Origin of the sequence: Lysinibacillus parviboronicapiens (genome assembly GCF_003049605.2) — a bacterium.
GTDB classification, from domain to species: Bacteria; Bacillota; Bacilli; order Bacillales_A; family Planococcaceae; genus Lysinibacillus; species Lysinibacillus parviboronicapiens.
In genome coordinates, this window is sequence record NZ_CP073713.1 from 390,919 (window position 1) to 408,854 (window position 17,936).

13 protein-coding genes are annotated in these 17,936 nt (G+C 36.2%); 10 read left to right on the top strand and 3 right to left on the bottom strand.

Going from position 1 to position 17,936, the window contains the following annotated elements; genetic code table 11:
• Positions 1-202: 202 nt before the first annotated feature.
• Entirely contained in the window at positions 203-3,250 is a 3,048-nt protein-coding gene (locus C9J31_RS02040; protein WP_107948428.1) for a hybrid sensor histidine kinase/response regulator, read from the bottom strand.
• A gap of 272 nt (positions 3,251-3,522) precedes the next feature.
• Between C9J31_RS02040 and C9J31_RS02045 the strand changes: the two genes are divergently transcribed.
• A complete protein-coding gene (locus tag C9J31_RS02045; protein WP_107948426.1) occupies positions 3,523-4,560 on the top strand; it encodes a GGDEF domain-containing protein in 1,038 nt (345 codons plus the stop codon).
• Positions 4,561-4,607: 47 nt separating this feature from the next.
• On the opposite strand, the gene C9J31_RS02050 is transcribed toward C9J31_RS02045, so the two are convergent.
• Positions 4,608-5,735: a response regulator gene (locus C9J31_RS02050; RefSeq protein ID WP_107948424.1), complete on the bottom strand. Its 1,128-nt coding sequence runs from the start codon at positions 5,733-5,735 to the stop codon at positions 4,608-4,610.
• A gap of 597 nt (positions 5,736-6,332) precedes the next feature.
• Here C9J31_RS02050 and C9J31_RS02055 point away from each other — a divergent pair.
• The 8 genes from C9J31_RS02055 to nhaC all read left to right on the top strand — a co-directional run bounded on the left by C9J31_RS02055 (position 6,333) and on the right by nhaC (position 15,335).
• Positions 6,333-7,100, top strand: coding sequence for a LysM peptidoglycan-binding and 3D domain-containing protein (locus C9J31_RS02055; RefSeq protein ID WP_107948575.1), 768 nt, complete (start codon positions 6,333-6,335; stop codon positions 7,098-7,100).
• Positions 7,101-7,252: 152 nt separating this feature from the next.
• Positions 7,253-7,828, top strand: coding sequence for a superoxide dismutase family protein (locus C9J31_RS02060; RefSeq protein WP_107948422.1), 576 nt, complete (start codon positions 7,253-7,255; stop codon positions 7,826-7,828).
• Between the two features lie 335 nt (positions 7,829-8,163).
• Positions 8,164-9,180: a TAXI family TRAP transporter solute-binding subunit gene (locus tag C9J31_RS02065; RefSeq protein ID WP_107948420.1), complete on the top strand. Its 1,017-nt coding sequence runs from the start codon at positions 8,164-8,166 to the stop codon at positions 9,178-9,180.
• A 199-nt stretch (positions 9,181-9,379) separates the two neighbouring features.
• Positions 9,380-9,895: a DUF1850 domain-containing protein gene (locus tag C9J31_RS02070; protein ID WP_107948418.1), complete on the top strand. Its 516-nt coding sequence runs from the start codon at positions 9,380-9,382 to the stop codon at positions 9,893-9,895.
• Positions 9,892-11,928: a TRAP transporter permease gene (locus C9J31_RS02075; RefSeq protein ID WP_107948416.1), complete on the top strand. Its 2,037-nt coding sequence runs from the start codon at positions 9,892-9,894 to the stop codon at positions 11,926-11,928. The genes C9J31_RS02070 and C9J31_RS02075 overlap by 4 nt, the downstream gene beginning before the upstream one ends.
• Before the next feature lie 174 nt (positions 11,929-12,102).
• Complete coding sequence (locus C9J31_RS02080) at positions 12,103-12,246, top strand: hypothetical protein (RefSeq protein WP_167395952.1); 144 nt, start codon at positions 12,103-12,105, stop codon at positions 12,244-12,246.
• Positions 12,247-12,501: 255 nt separating this feature from the next.
• Entirely contained in the window at positions 12,502-13,611 is a 1,110-nt protein-coding gene (locus C9J31_RS02085) for an amidohydrolase (RefSeq protein WP_107948415.1), read from the top strand.
• Between the two features lie 275 nt (positions 13,612-13,886).
• The gene (nhaC, locus tag C9J31_RS02090) at positions 13,887-15,335 is read left to right on the top strand and encodes a Na+/H+ antiporter NhaC (protein WP_107924542.1); all 1,449 of its coding nucleotides are present in this window, start codon (positions 13,887-13,889) and stop codon (positions 15,333-15,335) included.
• Between the two features lie 155 nt (positions 15,336-15,490).
• On the opposite strand, the gene C9J31_RS02095 is transcribed toward nhaC, so the two are convergent.
• Positions 15,491-16,732, bottom strand: coding sequence for a hypothetical protein (locus tag C9J31_RS02095; RefSeq protein ID WP_107948413.1), 1,242 nt, complete (start codon positions 16,730-16,732; stop codon positions 15,491-15,493).
• 83 nt (positions 16,733-16,815) lie between these two features.
• Between C9J31_RS02095 and C9J31_RS02100 the strand changes: the two genes are divergently transcribed.
• Positions 16,816-17,928 carry a mandelate racemase/muconate lactonizing enzyme family protein gene (locus tag C9J31_RS02100; protein WP_107948411.1) on the top strand — a complete coding sequence of 371 codons (1,113 nt, stop codon included), beginning with the start codon at positions 16,816-16,818 and terminating at the stop codon, positions 17,926-17,928.
• The last annotated feature ends 8 nt before the right edge of the window (positions 17,929-17,936 follow it).

A 17,936-nucleotide genomic window follows, 5' to 3' on the forward strand; every position in this document is an offset into this window, starting at 1 on the left:
TCAATCGACCTTTCTTTTTTACGTACATTTATAATTAATGTACCCTAATTTTTTGTATTCCATTAAAATATTTATTTTACTTATAGTAAGCATTTTACTGTGAATTTATAAAAAAGAGCCATTACCTACTCATCGAGAAGTTAATGGCTCTTCAAGTTACAGTAAGATGTTAAAAATGTTGAAAAAATAATAAGTTCTCGTGTCAATCATTTTTTGGTATATGGAAAGTAATAGTCGTTCCTTCATTCGGTATACTTTTAATTTGCAATCTTTGACCATAAATCCTTTTAAGACGAAGATCTGTATTCCGTATCCCAACACCAAAAGTTGTAGGATTGTTACCAGATTGCAAATCAGCTAATGTACTTGGATCTATACCAACCCCATCGTCTATCACACTGATGGCTACGTAATCCGGAAAATCTTTAATATGGATGCACACAGTTCCACCACCTTCTTGTTTTAAAATACCGTGGCGAATAGCATTTTCTACTAAAGTTTGTAAAGAGATAGGGGGGATTTTAATGTGAATATTGTCGTCAATGTCCCATTCGATTTTTAAAAGTCCCTCAAAGCGCTGTTGTTTAATAAAAAGATAGGAGCGGACAAGCTCTAGTTCATCTTGAAGTGGAACAACTCGCTGAAGATTCTTGACATCAAAACTCGCGCGTAAATATTCCCCAAAGTGATGCATTAAGTCAATCATTCGATCTGTGTCAATCGTACTTAAAGATGCGATTGTATTGAGTGTATTAAACAAAAAATGTGGCTGTATTTGGGCTTGAAGCCATGCAGTTTCTAACTGTAAGCGTTGATGAATACTATACTTTAAATCAATTAAAGCTCTTGCTCGAACTTTTAATTCCAGTGAATTGATGGGTTTTGATACATAATCATTTGCCCCATGAGCAAAGCCTGTATAAACATCTTCAGGATAATTACGAGCAGTTAATAATAAAATGGGTAATTCAAGTACTGAATAATGCTCTCGGATGAACTCAATTAAGGCATAACCTGATATATACGGTAGCATTGCATCAATAATAATCAAATCCCAATTATGCCGCGGTAGTAATTCCATCGCTTTTTCACTGGTTGTAACAGTAGTGACATCGTATTCTGTAGAGACAAATAAACTTCTCATAATTCGCAAATTAACGGGATCATCATCGACCATTAAAATTTTAAAGTGATGGGCTGTAGAAGGTACTTCTGCATGCAAACTTTCAGATGGTAATGAATCAGCTGCTTGATAAGCACACAGAGCTTCGTCTGCAACAGTACTTTCTTCAGCAAGAGGTAAGGTGAACATCACGTCTGATCCTTTGTGTGGGATAGATTGAATTTGCAATGTCCCACCATGTAACTCAATTAGTTGTTTACAGACGAATAAACCGATACCAATACCCTCATCAGCCACATTTCCTTGCTCGTAAGGAGAGAATAGACGATTTTGCAAATCACCATCCATACCTAAACCAGTATCGCGTATATGAATAATAGCCATATTTTTTTCTGTGCGTGCACTAATTTCTATAAAGCCAGCACCCGTATATTTAATAGCATTATGTAAAAGATTAAATAAAATTTGAATCAGACGGTTTTCATCAGCTACTACATGAGGGAAGGACCTGGAAATACTTGAAGTCATCTGTATTTGTTTTCCCTCCGTAATAAATCGAAGCATATCAAATACCCCTGAAACAGTCCCTAGGATATTCACATTTTTTGTATGCAGATATAGAGTTCCTTCTTTTAGCCGAGTAAAATCAAGAATGTCATTAAGTGTAAAAGACATACTCCTACCAATATCAATTAAATATTTTAAATTATGTTTATCTTCACTGATAAGCAAATTGTTTGGATTTTCATAAATGGATTGTCCAAGGGTAATCATTTTATTCATCGGACTCCATAACTTTTGTGCGCTGCTAGCTAAAAATTCATCTTTTTGTTCATCATCTTTTTGTAAATCAGCTACTAGCCTGTTGATTTGCTGTGTATTGATATAAAAACGTTTAAACCAATACCCCGTAAATCCAAGAACAATCATTAAATAGTCAAAAGGATAAAAGGGAATATCTAAAACGTAGGTTGTTTTTATAAGCCCCCAAATAATTCCGTTTGTTGTAGCGAGGGCTGTGAATGCAAGAAAGGCGGAAGTCGTTTGGTTTGCAACGTACTCCCTTAAAGCTAGTACGACAACATATAAAAAAGAAACAATATAAAGAATAAAGAATAAAATATTTACTGCATACAACCATTGAATAGGTAACAAAACGATTAACAGAGTTCCTAGAGCATATAAAGTAGAGAACCACCGAAAGCACTTAGCATGTTGGTATTTGACAAGTAAAACACGCATAAATTGTACAAAGAAAAAAGAAGCACCGAGATAAATAATATTGGACAATTTTAAAGACCAAACATAATCGAGATGTAGCCAATCCAGGAACGAACGATCATAAGTTATTAATTCATCTGTTAAAGGCAAAAGAAAGCCAACTGTGAACAGTAAAACAATCTTTTTGCGGTAAATAAATAGATAAACTAGAATGCTAAAAAGTGCATACATAATGATGATCACCGAGATAGTAGCTAGGGATAGCTCAGTAATCGTCTGGTAATGTGTCATGGCAGATGCGGAAGTAAAGGAAATTCTTTTGTTAATAACAGTATTAGCTGGGGTATCGAAATTGGATACCTGTAAAAGTATGTCGATTTCAGACTCCTTTTCCGTAAAGTAGACGGTATAAGGTGCGGCTTGTCCTTTATGTATGTTAGCGTCTGTGGCTACTGTCCCAGATTTTCCTACAAGTTTGCCATTGACGTATAGCTCTGAAGCAGTAGGAATAGCAGGTATCCGGATAGCATACTGATTATCTGATGAATCATTATCGTCCAGTAAGATTTTTAAGCGGTATGTGCCAAATTGTTGTGTCTTTGCTTTGCTATCACGCTGTGGAATCGATAGGACGCTTTTTTCTAACGGGAAAGTGGCCATGCTATGATTGCTATTGGTTGTAGCTAATAATAATCCAGGGTAATAGAGCCACTCGCCGTTTAAATAGAAGACATTGTCATCTGACCACATTTGATTTTGCATATCGAAAATGCCATCCTTAGCAGATGGCTGATCATTAGAAGGTAAGAAATAGGCTAGCCAAAGTATTCGGAGGGTAGAAAGGACGATAAAAATCAAGACAATAATAAGTAGGTGTCGTTTTGTTGTTTCTTTTAGCGCTAACATAAAAGCCTCCTGAAAATAATTGATAAAAAAAGAAAATAAGAATTTTCTTAAAAAATACTCTAAAAATACTATTTTGGCTGATTTACTGTGAGTCTGTAGTTCTTTTCGATCTAGTTATACTTTATTGAAAAGAGGTAATTCTATCACTTGTTAAGTTTTTTTTAAGAGCTATAGCGTATGATGTTGTATTGTATATATAAAATTATATATGAGTTGAAACAAGTATAAAGGGTTTCGCAAAAAAATCGTCTCAATGGGAGAATAGATCTATTGTGTGTAAATTCAAATTCAAATTATCTTTTTTAATCGTTAGTATTGTGATGGTTAGCATACTCGCTACATCTACTATAAGTATTTGGGGCAGCTATCAAAGTTTTAACGAAATACTTATAGAAAATAAACGTGATTTGAAAGAGGTGTATAGAAAGGAAATTTCCAATATAACCAATGATTATGGGCAACTGGAAATGCAAGATTCCGATAATGGTATAGCATCACATGCGGCATTTGAGCAAGCGGCTAACCGTTTTCTCGAAGAAAATACCGTGCCATTTAATGCCCTTTTTAAAAAAATAATATTTCCTTTAGCGCTAACTTTATTAGTGTTGTTTGTATTAACATTATGGATCGCTGTAAAAATTATTCGACCTCTAAAAGGTCTTGCAACGGGTATAGAGGGAGGGGGGGGAATACAAAATTTAGAGGAAATTGATGGCTGGTATTTGGAAGCGTATCACTTAAAAAATGCAGTATTGAATACGTTAACAGAGTCGAGAAATAGGATAGCTGATTTAACTAAGCAATTAAGGCTAGATTCATTAACAGGTATTCCAAATCGCAGGAGTATGGATCAAGTGTTAAATGAATTATTTACAAATAAAGTACCGCATGCGATTGTTCTGATAGATTTAGATAATTTTAAAAATGTAAACGATACATATGGTCATACAGCGGGTGATGAAGTATTAAAAGCTTTTGCAAAGATCATGCAAGAGAGCGTCAATCAACATGGAGTTTGTTTTCGCTATGGTGGAGAAGAGTTTATGATTATTTTACCATCTACTACGATAGAGGAAGCGGTGGAGGTAGCAGAGAATTTACGTGTTAAACAAGCTTTGGCAGAGAATCTTTTTGGGCATCCAGTTACCTTGTCAGCGGGAATTACTGCATTTTCAACTGCCATAAAAACCCCTAAGCAGTTGATTGCTATAGCTGATCAGGCTTTATATGAGGCTAAAAAATCTGGCCGGAATTGTATTTGTGTGGTTGAGGAATTTTCAGGTGCGACAATTGCAAGAAGACAACCTTAGCAGTAGCTGTCTATGGATAACACCATTTAAAAGACAGCTACTTCTTATTATTTATTTTTCGAAATAGTATTAAATAGTTCAATGGTATCTAGGTTAGGGAGAATGCCGAGTTCTGTTAACAAGTTGTTTCTAAAAGTATTGTATATTGTTATTGCATTTGCGCGATTATCTACTTCTATATAATGCTGAATAAGCTGTTGAATGATTTTATCTGAATAAGGACTATAGTCTAAAGATAACAGTAAGGTAAGTTCGCGCTTTTTAAAAGCATGTGTAGCGGTATAATGTTCTACTAAAAAATTTAGTAAGATTGTAAACTGGTTGTTAAAGAAATTTGCTTTACTATTTATCCATGGATAATCTAATGTTGCCATATAATCACCTTGATGATTATCAATAAACGTCTCCGCTTTTTCTATATCTAGCTCCTCAGTTTCATCTTTTTGTTTTAATAATTGCTCTAAGTCTAGAACATCGCACTGAAATTCCTCTAACTGCAAGGTATAGCACCCATTTGCATAATGTAGCACATTTACATAACCTAAAGTAGACAGTGTTGTCCGTAAATAGGAAATGGTAGTATGCAATTGTACTCTAGCCTTTTTATATTCTGTCTCTGCCCATAGTGCATCGATAATGGTATCTCGAGGAATATGGCTATTAAGATGAGAAAACAAAAAGGCAAACAGCTCCTTAGTTTTCACAGTTCGCCAATGAACAATCTTATCATTAAAGGAGACATTAAACCCACCAAAGCATTGTATTTTGAGTGATGGTTCAATGTGCTGTAATGGTGGCAATTTTTTTTCGTACTGGAAGAGTTCTTGAATTCTATTTATTGTTGTCTCTAATCTAGATTTGGAAATGGGCTTTAATAAATAGTCGAGGGATTGAATTTCAAATGCCTGAACAGCGTAATCTCGGTACGCTGTAACAAAAACGATATAAATATTGTTATGCCATTGTTTTAATAATTGAGCTATTTCTAAGCCGTTCATACCAGGCATTTCAACATCTAAAAATGCTACTTGAATATCCAAAGTTGGTCCCTCGGTAAGCAAATCGTTTAAGGTTGAAAAGGATTTAACGATTTCAATCATATCAAATTCTTGTAACTTTTTTTCCATGTTAATAAGAGCTAATGGCTCATCGTCCATTATTATTACTCTAATCACAGACGGGCACCAACTTTCAAATGAAATACATATTATTACCAATTCCTCTTTCGCTAATGTGCTAATGAAACGAATAGCTTTACTTATTGTAAAAGGCTGTATTCATAGTAATAACAACCTAGTTTTTAAATAGAAACATCCATAACTGCTCCTTTATAAGGATGTGTAGTAACTTATGGTTGAGGCATATCTTTTATTCATTAACTGCAACTGCCGAATTTAAGTTAAGTGCATTTTACAGTCCACTCATTTATAAGGTTATTTGTAGTTCCATTAACTGTTGCTCATCATAGCGGCAATATTCATTCCACATTCCTCCTTATCCCTATTATCGGTTAAAAACTACGAGTTTCCAACTTTTACATCCTGATAATAATGGGTAGCTTCGCAAAATTTATTTCCATAAAATTGTTTGAATTGCTAAATATATAATTGATATTGTATATTTTTCCGTTTTTTTAGTAATAATTTGTAATATCAGGTCCATTGTCCTGTGTTGTTTAGTTGTAATCTGAATGCTTGCTTGCATATATGAGCCTAATGCTAATGTGCTAGTAGGAGATTGCAGGAAATAAAAAAATGGAGGTATTACTTAATATGAAAAAACAAGCAATAGCTTTTGCTGTAGCCTTGACACTTGGCGTGAGTATGTTTGCAAGTTCCTCTTCTGCTGAGGGAGTATATAGTGTTAAGATGGGCGACACATTGTGGGGAATCTCGCGGGAATATAATTTAAGCGTAGCTGAGTTGCAAAAATTAAACGAAATTGATTCGATATGGATTTATCCGGATCAGGACTTGAATATCGAGAAAGCCAAGAAAGAAGACTCAATAAAAGATAACCATCTGATTAAAGCCGGCGATACATTGTTTAAACTGGCAAGTACCTATGATGTAACAGTGGCCGAATTAAAAGAATGGAATAATCTCTCATCAGATTTGATTTACGTGGGTGAATTATTAGCCATTAAAGCATCAGCGGCAAAGCCAAAAACCGCAGTGAGCACCTACAAGAAACCTGCTGCCACTGCTGCTGCAACCACTAAATCAACGAGCGCACCAGCGAATGCTTCAGGGAAAACATATACAATGCGTGCGACCGCCTATACAGCTTATTGCGAAGGATGCTCGGGCATTACAGCAAACGGGACAGACATACGATCAAACCCCGGACTAAAAGTAATCGCTGTTGATCCACGTGTTATTCCTCTTGGCACAAAGGTTTGGGTTGAAGGGTATGGAGAAGCGATCGCGGCTGATACTGGTGGGGCGATTAAAGGTAATAAAATTGATGTCTTCATTCCATCGGATGGACAAGCTCGAAATTGGGGTGTCCGAACAGTTACTGTAAAAATTTTAAATTAGTGTTTGGTAAAAGAGGTATCTCAAAAACTTGGGATACCTCTTTTCTTTGAGAAAAAAGAAAAATCGATGTTGCTTGAGTCTCGAAATCCGTATCTAAATTGCATAAGTATGTGTTGAGATGGGTAACATCAGAATTAAAGGGAGGTATTTTTATGAAAAAAATAACTATATTAATCATGTCGTTAACAGTATTTGTCGGTGGCTGTAATTTTTTTGATAAGAACGAGAAACAAGTAACGGTAAATGCCGACTCAGAATCCAATTCCAATCCAAACTCATCATTAACGGCAACCGCAAAGGTTATTGGTTCGAAAAATGAAAGTTATGGAAATGCATATTTTCAAGAAGAGGATAATGGTGTCATGATGACGTTAGCTTTAACGGGATTACCTTCAGGAACGAAAGGTATTCATATTCATACTGTAGGAAAGTGTGAAGCACCGACGTTTGAATCTGCGGGGGGGCATTTTAACCCAACTAAAAAAGAGCATGGTAAATTGAATCCGAAGGGTTATCATTTAGGAGACTTACCAAACCTAGAAATCGGGGAAGATGGCGTTGTAGATTTAACATTTTTAGCGGAAGGTATCACTTTACAGAAAAATATGGAAAATTCATTGTTTGATGAAGATGGCAGTGCACTTGTCATTCATGAAGCAGCCGACGACTATAAAACAGATCCTTCTGGCAATTCTGGGGCAAGAATTGCTTGCGGTGTAATTCAATAATAAAAAACAGCTGTATCAAAAGGGGTTGTATGCCTTTTAGATATAGCTGTTTTTATTTTGAAATAGCTTGAATTAAAAACAAAAACTGGGAGTTTTTTATACATATAATATACATTATCGAAATTTAACGTCAAACCTGTTTGTAGAAATTATTTGATTATTACAGATAAATGAAGGGTTAAATAGAATTCCTTAAAAGATGTTATAAAATAGAATTTTATGGGTAGGTATAATTATAAAAGACTGAATTTACTATAAATAGATTGACAATATTATACCAAATTTGATAATTTTAAATATATTACTAAATTTATTTTATAGGGGGAAATTTTGGAATGAAGAACAAGCAATTTAGATTATTAATGCTATTAAGTGCATTAGCGCTATTAATTTTAGCTGCATGTGGATCTGATAGTGGTACCAATTCGAACGATACAGAAAAAGAAGATTCAAATGGTGATTCAGCTACAACTGACAAACCAAAATCTGATATTAAATTTTTAAGTTTATTAACAGGTGGTACACAAGGTACGTATTATGCACTTGGTGGTACATTTGCCGATTTAATTACAACTGAAACAGACATTAAAACGACAGCTGAAGTTTCCCAAGCGTCTGCTGCTAACATGACGGCTTTACAAGAGGGGAAAGGTGAAATTGCATTTGTACAAACAGACATTGCTTATTATGCAACTGAAGGTAAGTTAATGTTCGATGGTAAAAAAATTGATACGATTGCTGCTCTAGGCGCACTTTACCCAGAAACAGTTCAATTAGTAACAACTGAAGCATCAGGTATTAAAACGTACGCGGATTTAAAAGGTAAGAAAGTTTCTGTAGGTGCTCCAGGTTCTGGTACTTATGCAAACGCTGAACAACTACTTGAAATCCATGGTTTAACTATGGATGACATTAAAGCACAAAACTTAGATTTCGGGGAGTCGACAGATGGTCTTCAATCAGGTCAAATTGATGCGGCCTTCATTACAGCTGGTACACCAACAGGTGCTGTTGAAGCGTTAAATGCTACAACAAAAGTAAATATTATTGGTGTAGATGCTGGTAAAGCAGATGAGTTAATTGCGAAATATCCATACTACGCAAAAGATACTGTAGCATCTGGTACCTATGGTATCGGAAGTGATGTTGAAACTGTTTCTGTTCTTGCCATGCTAGCTGTGAAAAAGGATCTTCCAGAAGATGTTGTTTATGCGATGACAAAAGCAATCTATGATAATACTGATAAAATTTCTCATGACAAAGGTCGTCTTATCAAAGCTGAAACTGGTTTAGATGGTATCAGCATTGATATCCATCCTGGCGCTCAAAAGTACTTTGATGAGAAGAAATAATTTACCATAGGTAAGCACATCTGCACTTGCTTACACAATAAGTTTTATAGGTAAGCAGGGCAAGGGGTACCTAGACATTGATAAGATTTATACTTCTTAAACATACAAAGGGGCTCGGATTGCGTAAAGCTTCGAGCCCCTTTTCTTGTGTTAAACGTAACGATTAACGAATGGCTTATAAAGTGGGGGAACAGATGTAATGCGACAGAGGGAAATGTTAATAGTAACAGTGCTATTATCTGTAGGTGTTATCGTAATGATGTTTTGTCCTCTTCAAAAGGTATTTGCATTCACTGAAACACGTGTAGAATCTCCCACATTACACTACATACCAGTTGTTACGGACGATACTTTCCGTATTAGATATACACATTCGATTCATAAATCTGATGTGCTTGAGTATTACAAATGTGTCGAAAAAAAACGTATACAAATGCTTGGGATGGAGTATGAGGATTTGGCGATAGGTATGCCAGGCTACGCAGAGGAAAATCAAACGTTAACCCAACGCGACGGTAAATATTATTTGCAATTTGATAATGAAACAATTGAAAACTTTACTATTTACATTGGCGATATAGATTTAGATCTAGTATTGGCATACAAGGATTATGAATATGATTTAAAAAAAGGTTTACAAAGAGGAAAATCCTATTTATTTGAAGTGAAACACATATCTCTTTATGACCAATGGAAAGGAGTTAGGTTGAAATGACTAAAAAACAAGAACCCAACAATGATGTAAAAGTAGAAGAATTTGAACAAATTTCCGCTGAAGAGCAACAAGCAATTCTTGAAAAATATGATATTGAATCGAATGTGCGTACAATATCAGGAATCATGAAGTATGTAATCTTCTATGGTTTGTTAGCATTTTCATTGTTTCAATTGTACACTGCCATATTTGGTCAATATACAGCACCAATTCAGCGTACTGTTCACTTAGGTTTTGGTTTAACACTGATTTTCTTGTTATTTCCAGCTCGAAAGAAGGCGCCAAAGCATAAAATTGCATGGTTTGATTATATTTTAGCACTATTATCCGTCGTAGTAGGCTCTTATTGGGCACTGAATTATACAGAGCTTGTCAATCGTAACGGTACTATAACGCAATTGGACTTTTTTGTCGGCCTAATTGCTGTGGTATTAGTTCTTGAGGCGGCTAGACGGGCAGTAGGTTTACCAATCACAATTATTGCAGTATGTTTCCTTATATATGCATACTTTGGACCGTACTTCCCGGCATTTATGGCACATCGAGGACAGGATATAGAAAGTATTGTCAACCTTATGTACTTTACGACAGATGGGATTTTAGGTACACCAATTAGTGTATCAGCGACATTCATCTTTGTGTTCTTATTATTCGGGGCTTTTCTTGTAAAAACCGGTGTGGGGCAATACTTCAACGATTTAGCAGTAGCATTTGCGGGGAAACTGATTGGTGGTCCGGCGAAAGTTGCTGTATTCTCAAGTGCCCTTCAAGGAATGATTTCAGGAAGCTCTGTGGCAAATGTTGTTACATCAGGTTCGTATACAATACCGATGATGAAAAAGCTTGGTTATCGAAAAGAGTTTGCAGGCGCTGTTGAGGCAGCTGCTTCTACAGGTGGTCAATTAATGCCGCCGATTATGGGGGCTGCAGCGTTCTTAATGGTAGAATTTATCGGTCGTGGTATTACTTACTGGGATATTGCCAAAGCAGCAGCAATCCCAGCGTTGTTATATTTTACAGGAATTTGGATTATGACGCACTTCGAGGCAAAACGCGTTGGCTTACGCGGTTTACGTGACGACCAAATGCCGAATCGTAGAGAAGTGTTTAAGAAGATTTACTTATTATTACCGATTATTGCTATTATCATTTTAATGTTAACGGGTACGCCTGTTATGCATGCGGCACTATACGGTATTCTTATTTCAATTGGAGTGGCGATGTTTAACAAAGATACACGTTTAAAACCTAAGGATATTATTGATGCATTAGTTGAAGGTGCACGTACAGCACTTGGTGTTGTAGCTGCTACAGCCTGTGCGGGTATTATCGTAGGTGTAGTTGTCAAAACAGGCCTAGGTTTAAGTTTAGCGAATAGCTTAGTAGCTTTAGCTGGAGGTAGTATCATTTTAACACTTGTATTCGTGATGATTGCTTCCTTAATTCTTGGAATGGGTGCACCTACGACAGCAAATTATGTTATTACATCAACAATAGCTGCTCCAGCAATTGTGGCGTTGTTATCACCGAATACACCACAAGAACTAGTGCCAGTTGTTGTCCTATTATCAGCACATTTCTTTGTCTTTTATTTTGGTATTATCGCAGATATAACACCTCCTGTAGCACTTGCGGCCTTTGCTGCATCTGGTATTTCTGGTGGAGATCCGATTAAAACGGGTGTTAATTCTGCAAAGCTTGCCATTGCAGCTTTTATCATTCCTTATATGATTGTGTTCTCACCTGCGTTACTGATGATTGATACAACGATTCCGCAAATTTTATGGGTAGTATTTACGGCTGTAACGGGCATGGTGTCTATCGGGGCAGGGGTAATAGGGTTCTGGTATCGTAAAATGCTATGGATTGAACGTATTATTGCTATTGCTGCTGGTTTATTACTCATCTATCCAGAGAAATTCTCTGATTGGGCCGGATTAGCAATCTTTATTGTATTGGTAGTTATCCAGTATCTAACACAGCATAAATACGGAGGAAACGGTGATGAAGCTTCAAAGAGTGTAACGGCATAAAAAAGAAAAAATAAGGCGTCTCAGAGGTATATCTGAGACGCTTTTACTTTTTATCTTAAATTGAGATTGAATTCATATTTATTATGCATATAAAGCATTAATCATTGCTTTTCTTTGTAAAACTATTGTATAATTCTTTTATCAGAAAATTCAATTAATATAGGGGGTGGAAAAATGATAAAATTTTTAAACTCAAAATTTGAAACATATCTAATGGATCAAGAGCCTGTTTTTCAAATAAATGATGAAAAAAATGAGGAGCAACTAACAATAGTCCATCATGAAGAATACCCAGAAGGTTTTTTTACAAGTTTATAAAAGATATGGGCTGTGATAAAAGTGAAGAAAACTTTTAACACAGCCTTTCATATTGTGTAAAGTCATTGTTTACCAATAATACTACATAAGAGCATAACATGAGTGAAATTTTTACGAAGATGGCCACCTGCCATGTGGAGCAGTGTATTAGGAATATGTAAATTATTGAATTTATATGGTACTTAAAGTGTATTTACTTTTCTGAAAAGCTATCATGTATAATGGTGAAGAAAAAAGCTATATAGAGGTGTAGTTATGACAAGTGCAGCAATGCTAGAAGACACAATGTATCAATGGTTTGAACATTTTCATAGTAATCCAGAGGTAAGTTGGAAGGAGTTTGAAACAACTAAAAAAATTGCGTCTATACTAGATGAATTACAGGTAACTTATCGTTTACTAGGTGATGTGCCAGGGCTAATTGCTGAAATTGGTACAGGAGATGAAGTTGTAGCAGTCCGTGCAGATATTGATGCGTTGTGGCAAGAGGTAGATGGTAAATGGCAAGCTAATCATTCGTGTGGTCATGACGCTAATATTACGATGATACTAGGGTCTTTATTACTACTGAAAGATCGCCCATTGAAGCATCGAGTGCGCTTTATTTTCCAGCCTGCAGAAGAGGTTGGAAATGGTGCTTGCGCAGCCTTTGAGCGTGGAGCAGTTGATGGTGTGTCACATTTGTTTGGTGTTCATTTACGACCTATAGAAGAGCTACCGCTAGGGAAGGTATCGCCTGCAATACATCATGGGGCAGCTTATTTCTTAGATGGAACAATCCGTGGTATTGATGCACACGGCGCAAGACCACATCAAGGAAAAAATGCAATAGATGTCATTATGGCTATCCAACTAATGTTAAACAGTATTCATTTATCACCATTCGAGCCACACTCTGCAAAATTAACGAAGATTGTTGCGGATGGCGGTAGTACAAATATCATTCCCGGAAGTGCTAGTTTTTCAATGGATATTCGTGCTCAACGAAATCATCAACTGGAATTACTGCGTAACCGTATTGAGTTTGGTTTGAAATCGATACAACAGCAATATGAAATTGGTATGGACTGGAAATGGATTGACTTTACACCTGGAGCAGAGGTTTCTTCAATTGCTGCTCAAATGGCAAAAAATGCTATTATTGAAACATTGGGTGAAGGCTATCTAGCTGAAGAAATTACAACGCCTGGCAGTGACGATTTCCATTTCTATACAGTTAAAAAACCTGAATTAAAAGCAACAATGATTGGTATAGGTGCCAATTTAGCGCCAGGATTACATCATCCTAAAATGACGTTCGAACGTAGTGCATTAATTGATGCGTCGAAAGTGCTTGCTTGCGTGTTAGAAAAACATCCCGAATAAAACTTGGTTAGAAAATGGCTGAATCAAAAGTAATAATATACTTTTGATTCAGCTTTTTTAAGACTGAATGCATAAATATACGGCGTTTTGAATTGCTTGTAAAAGCTATTTGGAAACGTTTTTTTTCGCTTTAACAGGCATAATTGCTAGAGAAGCATAAATTTTTTGCGTTGACTTTATATTTTTTGAATATTATGCTAAAAATCGTAAAAAAATATTTGCGTCTTTAAATTTCCAAACTGGTTATTGGTGCAAAAAAAGGGGATGGGATGATGATGAAAAAGGATATTAGTGCAGGATGGGCACTTTTGACTTTTGCTATAATGATTTTTACAATGCTTCTAACAGTAGTTGTATTAGAGCAAAGTCCACATGTACCACTAATTGTGGGAACAACTGTAGCAGCAATTATTGCCAAAAAACATGGTTTCAAGTGGATAGAAATCGAGGAAATGATGTATAAAGGGATTCGTTTAGCATTGCCAGCAATTGTCATCATCATTTTAGTAGGTTTGACAATCGGGGCTTGGATCGGTGGCGGAGTTGTTGCCACGATGATCTTTTATGGCTTGAAATTAATTTCTCCGGCATGGTTCTTAGTAACGATAATGCTGTTATGTGCGATTGTTTCGCTAGCAATTGGTAGCTCTTGGTCAACAATGGCGACTATTGGGGTAGCTGGTATGGGTATCGGTTTAAGTATGGGAATCCCAGCAGCCATGATTGCAGGAGCAGTTATTTCTGGTTCATATTTTGGTGATAAGATGTCCCCATTATCTGACACAACAAATCTAGCAGCAGGTCTAACTAATACAGACTTGTTTGATCATATAAAACATATGCTTTATACAACAATACCAGCATTAATCATTGCACTTCTCGCTTTCGGCTTTATGGGCCGAAGCTTTGCGGATATATCGATGAATTCTGAGAAAATAATGACAACACTGGACGTGATGGAAAAAAGTTTTGTGATTTCACCGTGGTTATTGTTAGTACCTATTGGTGTAATTGTTATGGTTGCTAAAAAGGTACCCGCTATTCCAGCATTAGTTATCGGAATAATCTCAGGATTCTTGCTACAAATTTTCGTACAAGGTGGAACTCCGACAATGGCTGTCCATGCATTGCAAGAAGGATTTGTCATATCCACAGGTAATGAAATGGTGGACGAGCTATTTAATCGTGGCGGCTTAGATTCTATGATGTATACGGTTTCAATGACAATTGTTGCCATGACATTTGGTGGAGTGTTAGAATATTCCGGCATGTTGAAGGCGCTTATGGATGTTGTTATAAAATTTGCGAAATCTACGGGTAGCCTTATTGCTTCAACGATTGCTGCATGTATTACGACTAATGCAACTTGTTCTGAACAATATATTTCTATCGTTGTGCCTTCACGAATGTTTGCTGACGTTTATGAAAAACGCGGCTTGCATTCGAAAAATTTATCTCGTGCATTGGAGGATGGCGGGACGCTGACATCTGTATTCTTCCCGTGGAATACATGTGGAGTATTTATACTTGCAACATTAGGCGTTGGAGCAATGGAATACGCACCATATGCTATCATTAACTTCATTGTTCCAATTATTTCGATTATTTATGGTTATCTCGGTTTTAAAATTGTGAAGTTGACGCCAGAAGAAATAGAAGAAGCTAAGCAGCGCAAGAAAGAATCACAAGATAACGATATTAATAATATGGTGGTAGCAGATTAATTCGGAAATTGATTTCAGAAAAGTGATGATATGTGAGGTTTGTAGTTAGTCCTAGAAGGGGAGCACAACTTTTTAATCTAAATTTCAAAGTGTTATTCTAGTAAGATAATAGACAAAGGGGCTTGTTATACTGCCCTTTGTCTGATAATTGAATTTTAATAGGTTGCGAAATTCAGTTCATAGATTGTGCGAGGACGACCTTGTTGGTGTGGCATCTCTTCCCCAACTATTTTGGCATAGCCTTGATCAACTAATTTTTTTATGATGCGTTCTGTTGTTCGACGAGAAACTTGTAGATATTCAGAAAGATTATGAGATGTAAACTGCGAAGATTGTCTTTCTCGACTGAAATTTATAATTTTAGAAATATTTAACGGACTTAAATTTGTTTGCTTGGCCAATTGTAAAATGTAAGGATCATTTGTTTTTAAGGATATTTTAGCTTCAGTATTTGGAAAAGGTCCTAATAAGTTTTTATGTTCATCTAGTATATAAATTTCAAAAGGCTTGGCAAATTTTAATGCGTACTTTGCATTTTGAGCTGCTTCAAAAATAGAGTGGCCATAGCCAAATGCGAGCTTAAAAGGGTGTTCTACTTGTTGTATTAGTTTATGCATATTCTCCTTTTCAAAAGCATTTTGTAAATGTCCGGCGGTTGTATAAAGTTCGAAATAATTTGTCGTAATTTGCTTAAAGGTGGAATGTGTAGCGGCCGTAATATGATTTAAAATGTAGGTATTGGCTTCGTTATTGTCACTCAGTTCAAGGAGTCCAACTGCAGCTTTGACAGATTCAGACTTTGTAAGTAATGATTGTGATTTTGTTTCTTCTAAGTATTGGATAATCGAGCTTGTTGCATCCAACATACGCATTGCTGGAATATTCAGATCCTGTAATTCATCAAACACAGTATGAATACTTGTTATGACGAAATCAATATTCTTTTCCTGCCATAATTTAATATGTTTTTGCAAAATAAGATTGGGTGCTTCTGCAATTGAGATAGGGTAGACATATGGTTTTGGTCCGCTATATTCTATATCAGTGAGAACGTTATCTACAAATATAGGATTCATAACATCGATGGAGACTCTGTCTAAAGAGATGGTATGATTGGTTATAAGTGATAATAATGTTGTGGAAATAGCTGTTTCATCTTGTTTCATATAATTCCAAGGAATTGGTAATGTTTTTAGTAATGATTGAACATGGAGATAGGGAAGTGTGCCTCCTAATAAAAGGGCATCACATGGTTTAATTTGCTTCAGCAAAGTTGGGGCATCAGCAGGTTGATTATATAGATAAAATTCTAATTGAATGTCATCTATATTATGTGCGATACTAAGTATACGCTTTTTAAATGCCTCGGAGCATAGTACGGCTATTTTTGTAGACATGAGCATCTTTCCTTTTCTATATTTTTTAAGTAATTAACGACGTATTAACGACAACTATAAATTATACAGGAGTTTGATAGAAAATGAAAATTCAACAAGTAGAAATTTTTGCCATTAATTTACCATTAGTCGAACCATTCATCATTAGTTATGCTACATATGATACAATGCCCTCAATCATTTTGAAAATGACGACTGATACTGGCATCGTAGGGTATGGAGAAGCAGTACCTGATGAGCATGTTACAGGTGAGTCCTGGGAAAGCACTTATGCAGTCTTAAAGCACCAACTAGTACCTGCTATTATAGGGGGAAATCCAATGGCAATCGAAAAAATTCACGATAAAATGGACCAAATTATTAAAAGTGTGCCAGCAGCAAAGGCGGCTATTGATATTGCTTGCTTTGATATTGCTGGGAAAGCATTGCAAGTGCCGGTTTATCAACTTTTAGGTGGCCGCTATCATGAGAAATTCCCTATTACGCATGTATTAAGTATTGGAACACCTAAAGAAATGGCTGATGAGGCAGCTAAACGCGTTGAAATGGGATATATGTCTTTTAAAATGAAAGTGGGTACTGAGGTAAAACGCGATGTTGCTCGCATAAAGGAAGTACGTAAACGTGTAGGTGAGGACATTGCTATCCGTGTGGATGTAAACCAAGGATGGAGGAATGCTTCCACAACACTGCAAGGTTTACGCGATTTGAAGGATTTAAATCTAGATTGGTTAGAACAACCTGTAGACAGTGAAGACATAGATGGAATGGTAGAAATTAAGTCAAAATCAGATATCCCTTTAATGATTGATGAAGGCCTTCGAGGGGTACGCGAGATGCGTGAGATTATTGCTAAGCGTGCGGCAGATAAAGTAAATATTAAGTTAATGAAATGTGGTGGCATCTATCCTGCAATGAAACTAGCAGTAATGGCTGAAATGGCAGGTATTGAATGTCAAATAGGATCAATGGTGGAGTCATCTGTCGGCTCAGCAGCAGGTTTCCATGTGGCATTTTCTAAAAAAATTATGACAAGCGTTGAATTAACTGGCCCTCTTAAATTCGCGAAGGACATCGGGAACCTACATTACGATGTACCATTCATTTGTTTAACAGAGAAGCCTGGATTAGGTGTAGACGTAGATGATGAAGTTATTAAAGAATTAAGTGCGTTCTCAACAGTTGTAACAGCCTAAGGAGGCGG

Bases quoted from the DNA above. Each gene is read 5' to 3' on its own strand.
- C9J31_RS02075 (WP_107948416.1), top strand. From the start codon at position 9,892: ATGACTAAAAAACAAGAACCCAACAATGATGTAAAAGTAGAAGAATTT.
- C9J31_RS02095 (WP_107948413.1), bottom strand. From the start codon at position 16,732: ATGTCTACAAAAATAGCCGTACTATGCTCCGAGGCATTTAAAAAGCGT.
- C9J31_RS02100 (WP_107948411.1), top strand. From the start codon at position 16,816: ATGAAAATTCAACAAGTAGAAATTTTTGCCATTAATTTACCATTAGTC.
- C9J31_RS02040 (WP_107948428.1), bottom strand. From the start codon at position 3,250: ATGTTAGCGCTAAAAGAAACAACAAAACGACACCTACTTATTATTGTC.
- C9J31_RS02060 (WP_107948422.1), top strand. From the start codon at position 7,253: ATGAAAAAAATAACTATATTAATCATGTCGTTAACAGTATTTGTCGGT.
- C9J31_RS02055 (WP_107948575.1), top strand. From the start codon at position 6,333: ATGAAAAAACAAGCAATAGCTTTTGCTGTAGCCTTGACACTTGGCGTG.
- C9J31_RS02065 (WP_107948420.1), top strand. From the start codon at position 8,164: ATGAAGAACAAGCAATTTAGATTATTAATGCTATTAAGTGCATTAGCG.
- C9J31_RS02080 (WP_167395952.1), top strand. From the start codon at position 12,103: ATGATAAAATTTTTAAACTCAAAATTTGAAACATATCTAATGGATCAA.
- nhaC (WP_107924542.1), top strand. From the start codon at position 13,887: ATGAAAAAGGATATTAGTGCAGGATGGGCACTTTTGACTTTTGCTATA.
- C9J31_RS02085 (WP_107948415.1), top strand. From the start codon at position 12,502: ATGACAAGTGCAGCAATGCTAGAAGACACAATGTATCAATGGTTTGAA.
- C9J31_RS02070 (WP_107948418.1), top strand. From the start codon at position 9,380: ATGCGACAGAGGGAAATGTTAATAGTAACAGTGCTATTATCTGTAGGT.